The organism is Actinomycetes bacterium (genome assembly GCA_024222295.1).
Taxonomy (GTDB): Bacteria; Actinomycetota; Acidimicrobiia; order Acidimicrobiales; family Microtrichaceae; genus JAAEPF01.
In genome coordinates this window covers 21,067-33,871 of the sequence record JAAEPF010000055.1, presented here as the reverse complement: position 1 = coordinate 33,871, position 12,805 = coordinate 21,067, and the positions used below count along the sequence as shown (strand labels likewise).

At 68.2% G+C, this 12,805-nt stretch carries 14 protein-coding genes; 6 read left to right on the top strand and 8 right to left on the bottom strand.

The window, feature by feature from the left end; genetic code table 11:
* Window positions 1-47 precede the first annotated feature (47 nt).
* The gene (locus GY812_15770; protein MCP4436938.1) at window positions 48-713 is read right to left on the bottom strand and encodes an SAM-dependent methyltransferase; all 666 of its coding nucleotides are present in this window, start codon (window positions 711-713) and stop codon (window positions 48-50) included.
* 81 nt (window positions 714-794) lie between these two features.
* Here GY812_15770 and GY812_15765 point away from each other — a divergent pair, with 81 nt between their 5' ends.
* From GY812_15765 to GY812_15755, 3 genes are read left to right on the top strand one after another with little or no spacing between them, the layout of a single operon-like run.
* Window positions 795-1,652 (top strand): hypothetical protein, encoded by an 858-nt coding sequence (locus tag GY812_15765; GenBank protein MCP4436937.1) that lies wholly within the window; start codon window positions 795-797, stop codon window positions 1,650-1,652.
* Window positions 1,652-2,098: a VOC family protein gene (locus tag GY812_15760; protein ID MCP4436936.1), complete on the top strand. Its 447-nt coding sequence runs from the start codon at window positions 1,652-1,654 to the stop codon at window positions 2,096-2,098. The genes GY812_15765 and GY812_15760 overlap by 1 nt, the downstream gene beginning before the upstream one ends.
* A gap of 53 nt (window positions 2,099-2,151) precedes the next feature.
* A complete protein-coding gene (locus tag GY812_15755; GenBank protein MCP4436935.1) occupies window positions 2,152-3,012 on the top strand; it encodes an MBL fold metallo-hydrolase in 861 nt (286 codons plus the stop codon).
* Here the strand turns inward: GY812_15755 and folP are convergent, their stop codons facing one another.
* The 7 genes from folP to mftA all read right to left on the bottom strand — a co-directional run bounded on the left by folP (window position 3,013) and on the right by mftA (window position 9,260).
* Window positions 3,013-3,858, bottom strand: coding sequence for a dihydropteroate synthase (gene folP, locus GY812_15750; protein MCP4436934.1), 846 nt, complete (start codon window positions 3,856-3,858; stop codon window positions 3,013-3,015).
* Window positions 3,859-3,866: 8 nt separating this feature from the next.
* Window positions 3,867-4,676 (bottom strand): enoyl-CoA hydratase/isomerase family protein, encoded by an 810-nt coding sequence (locus tag GY812_15745; protein ID MCP4436933.1) that lies wholly within the window; start codon window positions 4,674-4,676, stop codon window positions 3,867-3,869.
* A gap of 22 nt (window positions 4,677-4,698) precedes the next feature.
* Window positions 4,699-5,940, bottom strand: coding sequence for a DUF1501 domain-containing protein (locus tag GY812_15740; GenBank protein MCP4436932.1), 1,242 nt, complete (start codon window positions 5,938-5,940; stop codon window positions 4,699-4,701).
* Window positions 5,937-7,550: a DUF1800 domain-containing protein gene (locus GY812_15735; GenBank protein MCP4436931.1), complete on the bottom strand. Its 1,614-nt coding sequence runs from the start codon at window positions 7,548-7,550 to the stop codon at window positions 5,937-5,939. The genes GY812_15740 and GY812_15735 overlap by 4 nt, the downstream gene beginning before the upstream one ends.
* A 102-nt stretch (window positions 7,551-7,652) precedes the next feature.
* Window positions 7,653-8,798 (bottom strand): mycofactocin radical SAM maturase, encoded by a 1,146-nt coding sequence (gene mftC, locus GY812_15730; protein ID MCP4436930.1) that lies wholly within the window; start codon window positions 8,796-8,798, stop codon window positions 7,653-7,655.
* Between the two features lie 7 nt (window positions 8,799-8,805).
* On the bottom strand, window positions 8,806-9,072 hold the full coding sequence (gene mftB / locus GY812_15725; protein ID MCP4436929.1) for a mycofactocin biosynthesis chaperone MftB: 267 nt from the start codon (window positions 9,070-9,072) through the stop codon (window positions 8,806-8,808).
* Between the two features lie 17 nt (window positions 9,073-9,089).
* Complete coding sequence (gene mftA, locus GY812_15720) at window positions 9,090-9,260, bottom strand: mycofactocin precursor (GenBank protein MCP4436928.1); 171 nt, start codon at window positions 9,258-9,260, stop codon at window positions 9,090-9,092.
* Between the two features lie 87 nt (window positions 9,261-9,347).
* Here mftA and GY812_15715 point away from each other — a divergent pair, with 87 nt between their 5' ends.
* From GY812_15715 to GY812_15705, 3 genes are all read left to right on the top strand, one after another.
* Window positions 9,348-10,589, top strand: a complete 1,242-nt coding sequence (locus GY812_15715) for an amidohydrolase (GenBank protein MCP4436927.1) — start codon at window positions 9,348-9,350, stop codon at window positions 10,587-10,589.
* Window positions 10,590-10,712: 123 nt separating this feature from the next.
* A complete protein-coding gene (locus GY812_15710; protein MCP4436926.1) occupies window positions 10,713-11,837 on the top strand; it encodes an NDMA-dependent alcohol dehydrogenase in 1,125 nt (374 codons plus the stop codon).
* A complete protein-coding gene (locus GY812_15705) occupies window positions 11,773-12,783 on the top strand; it encodes a MoxR family ATPase (protein MCP4436925.1) in 1,011 nt (336 codons plus the stop codon). Before GY812_15710 ends, GY812_15705 begins: the two co-directional genes overlap by 65 nt.
* The last annotated feature ends 22 nt before the right edge of the window (window positions 12,784-12,805 follow it).

The following is a 12,805-nucleotide window of genomic DNA, read 5'->3' as shown; positions in this document are numbered from 1 at the left end:
GAGGTCTCTGGTTGGGTTGCTAATCGACGCATCGCGGCCAACCCGGGTCAGCCGCGCTTGCGGGCCAGCATCAACCCGTCACCGATGTTGACCAGCAGGGAGTCGACGCGCTCATCCGCTGCGACCATGTCGTTGAACTGCCGAATGGCAACGGTGGAGGAGTCATCGACCGATTCATCGAGCACTGCGCCCGCCCACAGGGTGTTGTCGGCCACGATGAGGCCACCGGGCGCCACGCGACCCAGCAGCTCCTCGTAGTACGCGCAGTAGTTCTCCTTGTCGGCGTCGATGAATGCGAAGTCGATCGGATCGTCATGGGGAAGGGCCTGCAGTGTCTCCAGCGCAGGGGCAATGGTCACCTCGATGCGGTCCGCCACCCCGGCCTCCTGCCAGAACGGCCGGCCGATGTGCACGAAGTCGGCGTCTATGTCGAGGCAGTGCAACTTGCCGCCGGGTGCCAGGCCTTCCGCGATGCAGAGTGCCGAGTAGCCGGTGAACGTGCCGACCTCGACGGCGTTGCTAACGCCCATCGATCTCGCGGTGAACGTGAGCCACGGGCCCTGCTCGGCGGCTATCTGCATCATGGAGAGGTCGCCCATCTCCTGCGCCGTACGCTCCATGAGGCGGCGGTGCACGTCGCTGCGAGGCGGATCGCTGTGCGCCAGCATGTACTCGCGCAACTCGTCGGTCATCGTGATGCCCTTGCCGGCCATGGGCGCCCCCGTTTCGAGCAGTTGGTGGGGACGGTACATGGCGCGGCACCACGTGGCTCCGCAAGCGGCAATGATGAGGTGATGCACGCGAGTGAAGCACGGGACCTGTGGCACCTCATCGAGACGGTGCATGCGGTCACATACTTCGCGCCCCACTGCCGCGAGGCCAACGCCGAGATGGGCTTCAGGGGTTTCTGGATGGGCTACTTCGGCACTCGGGCGGCCCCCATGGGCGCCGTGGGCCCGGGCGTGGTCGAGTCGACCTTCGGTGGGTTCGAGACCGAGATGGTCCTGAAGGCACTGCCCGACGCGTGGGGGTTCGTGGAACCCGAGACTGCAGTCGAAGGTCGGGCACGAGCTGCTGCCCAGGCGATCCGCGAGGCCATGCCCGACTGTGACGACCACGTGTCGAGCCTGCTGGGTACGCTCGACCGGGCCGTCGAGTCAGCGGATGCGACGGGCCGCCCGCTGTTCGCCGCCAACCGCGATGTGATGCCATTCGAGGATCTGGTCGAAGACCTGTGGCAGATGTGCACGTCGCTGCGCGAGCACCGCGGCGGCGGGCATGTAGCGGTACTCACAGCTGACGGCTTCAGCGGCTGCGAGGCCCACGTCCTGGCCGCAGCAGCCTCCGGCACGGATCCCGCTGTGTTGCGGGACAACCGGGGGTGGAGCGAGGCGGACTGGACCGAGGCAACGACGACACTGCGGGTCGCCGGGATCCTCGAAGCGGCCGACGACGCACTCACAGAGCGAGGCCGCAAGCTGCACGAGGGCATCGAGAGCCGTACCGATGACCTTGCCGCACCCCCGTTCGCGGCAATCGGCGAGTCGGGCCGTGCCCACCTTCGCGACGGCCTGATCCCGCTCGCCGCATCGGTCGTGGAGGCCGGCTGGATTCCGTTTCCCAACCCCATTGGCCTGCCGGAGGTCGTCTGATGATCAAGCCGTCGCACGTGGGTCTGTGCACACCCGACCTCGAGGCCACCATGCGGTTCTTCACCGAGGGTCTCGGCTTCGACGCCACGGACCGATTCGACATCGACTCCGAGTCGGTGCCCGACATCGCGGCCGCGCTGGAGGTGATACCTGATGACGGGGCGCCGCTGGTGGTGCACTCCCAGGTGGTGCAGCATGGGGACTTCGCGGTCGAGCTGCTCGGCTACGACTCCCCCACGCCCAGCGGCACACCGGCGACCAGCCGGGCCACGATCGGGCTGACACACCTGGCGCTCTGGGTGGACGACCTCGACGGCGCCGTGGACCGGGCAGTGGCTGCGGGCGGCAGCGTGATCGAGTCGACGCGGACCAATCCGGGTGTGAATCTGGTATTCCTCTCGGACCCGGCCGGGGTACGCATCGAGTTGATGGAACTGCCCGGCTGACACGACCGACCGGCCCGACCGGGCCGGCGGATGGAGCCGACAAGGGAGTCGCCATGGCACGGCCAATGGACCGCAATGAGCTCTCGGCCCCGGGCGACTGGTACGTCGACACGAACTGCATCAACTGCGATGCGGCACGCCATGTGGCCCCGGGCCTCGTGGGAACCGACGACGACGGCAAGTCCGTCTTCCTTCGTCAGCCGGAGACGCCCGAGGACCTCGATGCTGCTTGGCGTGCACTTCTCGTGTGCCCCACCCGTTCGGTCGGCAACGAGACGCTGAAGCGCCCATATCCGAAGGCCTTTCCCCAGGACCTCGGCGATGGCGTGTACCGGCTGGGCCACAACGCCCGTTCCTCGTTCGGGGCGCACAGCTACCTGGTCGCGCGCGACGCAGGCAACGTGATGGTCGACTCACCGCGCTGGACCCGCGAGGTGGTCGGCCCGGTCGAGGAGATGGGTGGGATCGACCACATCCTGCTGTCACACCGTGACGACGTGGCCGACTACGCCCGCTATGCCGATCGCTTCGGCGCGCAAGTCTGGGTCCACGAGGCGGACTCATCGGCTGCACCGGATGCCAACCACATGATCGACGGCACCGACGAAGTGCGGGTCCGCGACGACATCGTGGCGTTCCCGGTGCCGGGACACACCGAGGGTTCGGTGCTGTTCCTGGTGGACGACCATCTGCTGTTCTCAGGTGACTCGCTGGCCTGGAGCCCGCGCAGCGAACACCTCACCGCGTTCCGCAACGCCTGCTGGTTCTCCTGGGACGCCCAGCGTGATTCGCTGCGCCGCTTTGCAGAGTCGGGGCACCGTTTCGACCGTCTGTTCTGTGGGCACGGCTGGAGCCACGACCTCGACGCCGACGCGTTCCACACATCGTTGCTGGAGCTGACCGACCGGATGTGATCAGCCACCGGGTTCGTAACGGACGTGCTCGGGGAGGTCGAGGGGGCCATCGCAGCCCTCGTTGATGGCGGCGCGGACCGCGAAGAAGTCGGCCACGCCGGCGACGTCGTGCACCCGCACGATGTCGCCCGGCTCGAAGTCGATCGCTGCGAGCGCCCCGAGGGTGCCCGGACCGCGTTGTGAGGGCGTGCGCTCCCGCAACGCCCCGATGAAGTCCTTCTTCGACACGGCCCAGAGGAACCGGCCGCCACCGACTGCCGCGCGGATCTCGGAGCCCCGGTGCAGGATCTCGATGGTCTGGTCGGGTGACTTGCCCAGGTCGGGGCCTGGATCGACCACGACCGTGGAACGATCCACACCCGCCGCCTGGAGCACGGCGATGCGCTCGTTGATGAACCCGACGCCATCGGCAACCGGGTCGTCCACGAGTTGGTCGCGGGTCATGCGCACCTTGGGCACGGCGCGGCTATAGGCGAGCACCAGGTCCACGCCGGAACCGGCCACCACCCCTGCCAGATCCTCGTGGAGCAGTCCCGATGGGTCATTCACGAGGCCCGCTCCCGCAGCAATCGCCTCTGTGGCGACACCTGCGCGGTAGGTGTCGATCGAAACGGTCGTGTCGGGGCAGGCCGCGTGCACCGCCTCGATGACTGGCAGCACGCGGGCGAGTTCCTCCTGCACGCTGATCTCGCCCTGGTCCGTCCGCAGCGACTGGCCGCCGCAGTCGAGGATCGACGCACCGCTGTCCACCATCTGCGCGGCCAGTTCCGCCGCGCCTGCCGCGTCGACCCCGCCGAGCAGCGAGTCGACCGACGCGTTGACGACACCCATGATGAGGGGCGTCACCGAGGCACTCACTCGCTTGTCGGCCCGGAGAACCGGGGCTCGCGCTTCTCGCGGTGCGACGCCACGCCTTCCGCCACGTCGGGGCCGCCGAACCCGTAGAACTCCAGGCCCCACGATGCATCGAAGATCGAACTGTGGTCTCGGTACCAGTTGTTGAGCGAATGCTTCGTCCAGCGGATCGCCGACTGCGAGCCGCCGGCCAGGCTCTCTGCGACGGAATGGGCCTTGTCCTGCACCTCGTCGTCATCCACACACAGGCTGACGAGGCCGATGCGCTCGGCCTCCTCGCCGGTCAGCGCGTCGCAGGTGAGCAGGTAGTACTTGGCCTTGGCCATGCCGCACATCATCGGCCAACAGATCGCGGCATGGTCACCGGCCGCCACGCCGAGGCGGGTGTGGCCGTCGATTATCCTCGCCGAGCGGCCTGCCACGGAAACATCGGCCAGCACCGCCGCCACGAGCCCGGCGCCAACGGCGGGGCCGTGGATTGCCGACACGATCGGCTTGGAGCAGTTGATCACGTTGAATACGAGATCGCGGGCCTCTCGCAGCACGAGCGTGCGGGCTTCGTAATCGTCGATCATGTCCTCGACGAGGTCGAAGCTGCCGCCGGCCGACAGACCCTTGCCTGCGCCCCTGAGCACCGCCACCCGCGTGTCGGGGTCGCGGTCCACTGCCAGCCACACATCGGCGAGCTCGCGGTGCACGGCGCGATCCACAGAGTTGAGGCCCGGCGCGTCAAGGGTGATGCGCAGCACCCCGTCTGACGGTCGGTCGAGTGTGAGGCCCGGAAAGGCGGCGTAACGGTCGTCACTCATCGGGCAATCATGCCCGAGCAAGTCAGGCGGCGACGCCCACGAAGGTGCCGGGCGAGGTGTTGAAGCCCGGGAACACGCCGCTCAGGTCGCCTGAACCGAGGCGGCTGGCGAGCAGTTCCGACATCACTGTGCGCTGGTCGACGGTCACGGCCAGGTCGCCGCGGTCTAGAGCATCCTCGGCCACCGTCGGCCATGGCCCCTTGACGCCGGGGCTGACACCACCACCCACCACGACCATCGGGCCGCCGTAGCCGTGGTCCGCGCCGCCCGAATCGTTCTCCCCCACCCGGCGGCCGAACTCGGTCATGGTCGCCACCGTCACCCTGCTGCCCAGTCCGGCAGCGTCGAGGCGGTCGAAGAAGGCACCCAGGGCGGAGTCCAGCACGTTGATGTGTCCGCGGGTGCGGCTGTTGGGGTCGGTCGCGGAGCCGATGTTGTCGTGGTGGTCCCACCCGCCCAGGTCCACCGTGGCCATCTGCACAGGCAGGCCCGCCTCGAGCAGGCGGGCAATGGTGAACAGCAGCCTCGCCACCGAGGAACCGGGCCAACCGTCGGGCGGAGAGACCTCACCCGCCAGCAGTGGTTCGATCTCATCGAGGGCCCCAAGGGTCACCCCCGCCCACATGGCGAGGTCTCCGCCCGCCCGCTCGGCGGAGTAGCCCGCAGCGATCGCCTCTCGGGCCCAGGCCGGCTCCGGCCCCCACGACAGGAGGCCCAGCCTGTCGATCGACGGAGCCGAGATCGCCCCGTAGCCCCGCATCGATGGCGGGATACCCGTGCCCGCGCTGAACGCCCGCAGCGGGTGGTCAGATGAAGCGGTCCCCGCGAGGTAGCGGCCGATCCAGCCACCGCTGACCGAACGGCGATCCTCGGGTCGGCCCGCCTCGATGCCGTCCTGGCAGTCGAAGTGTGAACGGGAGTGGTCGGGCGAACCGGCCGCGGGTACCACTGCCACGCGCCCGGCGTCGAAGAACTCCGACAGCCGGGCCGCCCCGGGGTTCCAGCCGAAGTTGGAGTCGGCACCGGGTCCGGCCAGCGCCAACGCGGCTGTGTCGGACACCGCGACCGTCGGACGCGCATCGTGGTACGCCGCCTCCCCCACCGGCGGGAACAGCGACAGCCCGTCGCAACCGCCGCGCATGAACATCACGACGAGCGTGTTCCCGTTGTACGGAGTGGCTCCCGCCAGTGAGGGGGCAGCGATCAGGGGGACCGTCGTGGCGCCTGCAGCGGCGCCGACCATGAAGTTGCGTCGAGTGGTCATGATCGTTGGAACCCCGCTGTCTGCAAGAGGACCGCTACGACCGCCTTTGCGGCGTGGTGGTCCCAGCTCCTGAACACCGTTGTCTCGGTCACACCGTGGTGGGAAAGCACCGAGGCCCGTACCTCTGGTGGCCACGGTTCGCCGGCTATTCGTTCCGCGAGGGCGTCGAGCCATTCACCCCAACGTCGGTTGGGCGCCCAGTCCATCGTGGCAGCGGCGTCGAAGTGCATCCCGGCGATCGTGTCGTAGGCGAGCCAGACCGCCAGGTTCCAACGTGACACGAGTGCGCCGACCGACAGCCAGAAGCCGTTGGCATCCGGATACCCATTCGGTGCAGGCCAGGCGTGGTTTGCGTTGCCGAGCTGCTCGAGGTTGCTCCAGTTGGCCCACAGGAAGTTGTCGGGCTTGCTCGGGATCTGCCATTGGATCCCGAGGGCCCTCACCATCTGGGTGACGAGAGATTGGGGGCGGCGCACCTTCGCGCCCGCGGCCGAGGCGAATTCTGCCGACAGCACCAACGCCCTCACCGTGGCGGCAATGTCGGTGCCGGAGGACTGCCACGCCTGCACCGCTGAGTCGACCACCGCCGAGTGCGGCGAGATGTCGTCGCGGATCAGGCGGCGGGCAAGCTTGTGGCACACCCGGCGCGCGGTGACCGGGTGGTGTGCCAGGTGGTTGAGGAACGCCCGGCCCGCTGCCTCTCCGGTGAGGCCTCCCGGCGCCCAGCCGAGCACCTGACGGGTGGGGGTCATCGGCCCCATGTCGTGCCGGTCGGGGCGGAACACGAAACCGCCGACGGAGCCATCGGTCGACCACCCGGTGAGCAGGTGGGCCACCGCCACGACGTCGTCCTCGTTGTAGCCGCCTTCGGAGCCGACCGTGTGCAGTTCCATGAGCTCACGCGCGTAGTTCTCGTTGGGTACGCGCCCCCTGTCGGCCCGGGAACTGGCCTGGTCGAGGTAGTGCAACATCGCCGGATGGGCCGCAACGGCCGGAAGCATGTCCGAGAACCGACCGAGGGCGTGGGGCCGGATCACGTGCCGGTCGTACTCGCCCATGTGGTACCTGGAAGTGCTGTGGTGGATGTCGACGTTGAAGTGGTCGAACCAGAAGTCGACCAGCACCTCGTGCAGCTGCCTGTTGGAGTAGCAGCGGCGGATCGTCTCGTGCGCCGCCAGCTCCTGTGCGACCTTCCATGGCTGGTCCGCCTTGAGGGCTGGCGCAGTCATGTCGGGCCGCGGCCAGGCGGTGAGCATCGGCGCCACATGGGAGTCATCGATCGAGCGCCAGGCGAGTTGCTCGTCCAGCCAGGCTGCGAGGCCCAGTTGCTCGATCCCTGTGGCAAGCGCCGGCGTTGCACCCCAGGTCAGCCGACGGGCCACGTGCATGCCGGTCGCGCTCGACCATGTGGGAGGCTGGCTCGGCCCCGTCGGAGCCGGTGCCGGAACCGGGGCGGGTGGGCTCTCGGGCGCCGGCACACAGGCCGCGGCGACCGCACCTGCGCCCAACACCGGCCCCCATCGCATGAGTGAGCGCCGCGACGGCACCCGCGCAGTGTCGCGGTCGAGGACGGCCAGGTCCCCCGCTTCGTGTTCCCCTGATCCAGACACGCCCTACCCCAGACGTCGAGCCCGTCCCCAGCAGACGAGCTGAACCACTCCATCGTCAATCAGGGCGCGCGAACTTGAGCGGCAGATCAGACTTGCGGCCCATCAGCGACGACGGACCGGTGTGGGCACCGCAACGCCCGGACGCGAATGGTCCTGGCCGCTGCGCGGTGCACCGCCGGAGCCCGACGCGAGCGAGGCCAGCTTCTCGTCCGCGGCACCGTGCACGCACTCGGGGTCAGGGTCGTCGAGGTCGAGTCCGACGAAGAACTTGGAGGCCATGCAGCCTCCCTGGCAGGCGTCGTAGCTGCCGCAGCTCACACAGGCGCCGGGGTTGTCGGGCTCGCGAAGTGTGGTGAACAAGTCGCTGCTGCGCCAGACCTTCGTGAATCCGCCCTCGTCGCGTACGTTGCCGGCGAGGAACTCGTCGTGGATCACGAACGGACAGGCGTACACGTCGCCGACCGGGTCGATCAGGCACACCACCCGCCCGGCGCCGCAGAGGTTGAGCCCCGGCAGCGATTCACCGAGCGCCGACAGGTGGAAGAAGGAGTCTCCGGTGAGCACGTCGGGTCGGTCCAGCAGCCAGTGGTAGAGCTGGCGTTGTTGGGCCTGGGTGGGATGCAGCTCGTCCCACGAGTCGGCTCCGCGACCCGACGGACGCAATCTGGTGACGCGGAGTTGCGCGCCGTGGTCATCCGCTATCGCCTTGAAGGCGTCCAGCTGGTCGATGTTGTGGCGGGTCGCCACGATGCTCACCTTGAATGGCCCGAAGTCCGCCCCGGCGAGCCGGCCCATCGCGTCGAGCGCTGCTGCGAACGAGCCCTCGCCCCGAACCGAATCGTTGACGACGGCATCTGCCCCGTCGATCGAGACCTGGATGTCGAGGTAGTCCATCTCGGCGAAACGCCGGGCAGCCTCGCCATCGATGTACGTGCCGTTCGTGGAGAACTTCACTCCGACATCGTGGGCGACCGCGTAGTCGAGGATGTCCAGGAAGTCGGGGCGCAGCATGGGCTCACCGCCACCGAGGTTCACGTAGAACACCTTCAGTGCCTGCAGCTCGTCGATGACCGCGAAGCACTCCTCGGTGCTGAGCTCGCGTGGGTCACGCCGACCCGACGAGCTGAGGCAGTGCACGCAGGCCAGGTTGCATGCCCACGTGAGCTCCCACGTGAGGCAGATCGGCGCGGCGAGGCCTTCCTTGAAGTGCTCCACCAGCGGTCGGGTGGCAGTGGGCGGCTGCGCCACAATCAGCTCAGGTGGTGCGGACACGTACCATCTCCGACGCTTCGAGCGTTTCCAGTGCGGCAACGAACGACGGCCAGCGGCTCTCGTCGACCCCGGCTGCTACGAGTGCTTCGGCGAGCGTCGACTCGCTGTCGAGCAGTTCGAGCACGCGCAGCAGGTCGGGGTGCTTCACGAAGCTGAGCTTGCGGTTGCCGAAGTGGTAGGCGAGCGCCCCGAAGTCCTCGGGCCGCAGGCTCACCTGTGAGTCGAGGCGGTACGGGGCGTCGAGGTCCACGGCGGTCGAATCGGAGCTCAGTAGACCCCGCACATGCCGTCGATCGAGACCTCTTCGACCAGGAGTTCCTCGGTCACCATGGACTCGTCTTCGACGGTGCGCTCTTCGTCGGCCTTGCCGGTCGCGGTGTCGTCACCAATGGCGGCAGTGGGGTCGCGGTCGACCGCGGCGGTGTTGTGCAGGTTCATGTCCACGATCCTACGGCGACAGGCCCGCTGGGCGCGCCATCGCCCGAACTGCGATGCTGTGGCCTGACTCACCCGGGGGAACTTGCCATGTCATCCGCGCCAAGCGCACCAGAGGACCACTACACACTGATCTCTGCCGACTGCCATGCCGGCGGCAACCACGAGCAGTACCGCGAGTACCTCGACCCCGAGTGGCGCCAGGCCTTCGATGACTGGCGAGGCGACTACAGGAATCCGTTCTCGGACCTGGGCGACGAACGCAAGCTCCGCAACTGGGATGACGAACTGCGAATCCGCCAACAGGAGGCCGATGGGGTGGTCGGCGAGGTGGTGTTCCCAAATACGGTGCCGCCGTTCTTCCCGAGCTTCGTGCTGTTCGCCGGACCGCCAAAGCCCGAGGACTACGACCAGCGCCGCGCCGGGGTCCAGGCCCACAACCGCTGGATGGTCGACTGGTGTGCCCGCTACCCGGACCAGCGCGCCGGGATCGGGCAGATCTTCTGCAACGACGTCGACGACGCAATCGAGGACGCCCGCTGGATCGCAGAGGCCGGCCTGCGCGGCGGCGTGCTGCTGCCCAACGTCCCGCCGGACTGCACGTGGGTCAAGCCGCTGCACGACCCTTGCTATGAACCGCTGTGGTCGGAGCTCGAAGAGCTCGGTCTGCCGGTGAACGTGCACGGTGGCACCGGCCTGCCCAACTACGGCCGCTACCCCCACTCGATGGTTCTGTACCTCACCGAAGTGCAGTTCTACGCCCAGCGACCGTTCGCACACTTGCTGCTCTCAGGCGTGTTCGAACGGCATCCGAACCTGAAGTTCGTGATGACCGAGTCGGGCGCCGAATGGCTGCCGCCGATGCTCGAGCGCCTCGACGCGACACTCGAGACGATCCGCAGCACCGGCGCCACGGGTGAGCTGCGCTTCCCGCCGGAAGCGGTACTGCCGCGCTCGGCTTCGGACTACGTCGCGCAGAATGTCTGGCTCGGTGTGTCCATGCCCGGCCCGGCCGACCTCGAGGCGCGCAAGGTGCTCGGCGAAGGCCGCTGGATGTGGGGATCCGACTACCCCCACGACGAGGGCACGGCGCCGTTCAGCCGGCAAGGGCTGCGGGCGATGATGCACGACATGGACCCGGGTGAGGTGCACAAGCTCGTCGCGGTCAACGCAGCCGAGCTCTACGGGTTCGACCTCGACGCCCTGGCGCCCCTGGCCGCGAAGATCGGCCCCACTGTCGCCGAGATCCGCGAACCGCTGGGCGACCTGCCCGCTGACGCCAACGACGCCCTGCGCAAGGCAGCCCGGGAGCCCTCCGCCGTCTCCGGCTGAACGACAAGGCCCGACCGCGGCCTGAGACCCACGCCACACCAGCCGGCTTACATCGACCTCGACAGGTGTTGTAGAACTTGGGCGACCGCACGCCGTGCGGCCAGCAGTTCCAAGGGGGAATCCATGCCGACCAAGACCCGAGCAGCCGTCCTGTGGGGCCACCAGCAGGACTGGAAGGTCGAGGACATGACGATCGACGATCCGGGCCCGGGCGAGGTCCTGATCGACACCGCCTATGCCGGCATGTGCCACTCGGACGAGCACGTCGTCACCGGAGACATGCCGGTGCCCTTCTGGCCGTTCATCGGTGGCCACGAGGGATCCGGCATCGTGAAGCAGGTCGGCGAGGGTGTCACCGCGGTCGCTCCCGGCGATCACGTGTCGATGTCGTTCATCCCTGCATGTGGCCGCTGCAAGTGGTGCTCGACCGGCCAGCAGAACATCTGCGACGAGGGCGCCAAGCTGTTCGACCTGCAGATGATGACCCGCACCGAGGGCTCGAGCTCCCACAAGATCGGCGAGCACGAGGCCGCCCGCTTCGCGCAGCTCGGCACTTTCTCGGAGAACCTGCTGCTGTCGGAGACCTCCGTTGTGAAGGTGGAGCCCGACCTGCCCCTCGAGGTCGTGGCACTCGTGAGCTGCGGCGTCGCCACCGGCGTCGGCTCCGCCGTGCACAGAGCCGAGGTGAAGCCCGGCGACAACGTGGCGGTGATCGGAATCGGCGGCGTCGGCATCAACGCGGTTCAGGGCGCGGCAATCTCCGGTGCCAAGCGTGTCATCGCCATCGACCCGGTGGAGTTCAAGCGCGAGAAGGCAATGGAGATGGGCGCCACCCACACGTACTCCTCGATCGACGAGGCCCTCATCGCCGTGCCCGACCTCACCTGGGGCGACATGTGCGACTCCGCCATCCTCACGCCCGGCGTGGTCACGGGCGAGATGGTCGAGCCGGCGATGAACCTCGTGTCCAAGGGCGGCACGCTCGTCATCACCGCACTTGCCGGGATGATGGAGAGCGACGTGTCGCTCAACCTGTTCATGCTCGCCATGATGAACAAGTCCATCAAGGGCACCGTGTTCGGCTCCGGCAACCCCCGCGCCGACATCCCCCAGCTGCTCTCGATGTACCGCGAGGGAGTGCTCAAGCTCGATGAGCTGATCACCAACCGCTACAAGCTCGACGATGTCAACCAGGGCTACCAGGACCTGCGAGACGGCAAGAACATCCGTGGCGTCCTCGAGTTCTGACGCTGCCGCTCCCGACCCGGTAGATCCAACCGAACCGGCCTTCGGGCCGGAACTGCTGAGCCGCCTCACGACAGAAGTCGTGGGGCGGCGCCGCGAACTGGAGTCCGTGGTCGCCGCGCTGGCGGCAGGCCGCCACCTACTGCTCGAAGGGCCGCCGGGCACCGGCAAGTCGACAGTGCTGCGTGCGATCGCAGCTGAAGCACGCATCGGCTTCGAATTCGTTGAGGGAAACGCCGAGCTCACGCCTGCCCGGCTGGTCGGCACATTCGACCCGGCGGCGGTCCTCAGCGAGGGATACGTGCCCGATGTGTTCGTCGACGGCCCCCTCATCTCGGCGCTGCGCGACGGTTCGCTGCTGTATGTCGAGGAGATCAACCGGGTGCCCGAGGAGACCCTCAACGTGCTCATCACGGTGATGAGCGAGGGCGAACTGCACGTGCCGCGCCTCGGCCGCGTCTGCGCGGCGCCGGGGTTCCGGCTGGTTGCCGCGATGAACCCGTTCGACGCAGTGGGCACCGCCCGCATCGCCTCTGCCGTGTACGACAGGTGCTGCCGCCTGGCGATGGACTACCAGTCAGGCGACGAGGAGCGCGAGATCGTCGCCTCGGCCCTGCCCGCCGGCTCGCCCGTGGCCGATGCCCAACTCGCTGCGACCGTTGCGATGGTGCGCGACAGCCGCGAGCACCCCGACGTGCGCACGGGATCCTCGGTACGCGGCGCCATCGACCACGCACTGTTGAGCACCGAGCTCGCGACACTGCGCGGCTCCACGGCCGATGACGCGACGGTGACCCTGGATGCGGCACTCCTGGCCCTGTCGGGGCGGCTGCGGATCCGCGAGGGGTGCAACCGCTCAGCGGAGGAGATCGTCGAGGAGTTGTGGCAGCTTCACTTCGCCCCCGCGGAGGCCGGGAACGGCCCGCCGGAGGATCCGGGAAAAGCCTGACCCCGCCTGCTGGCGGGCCCGG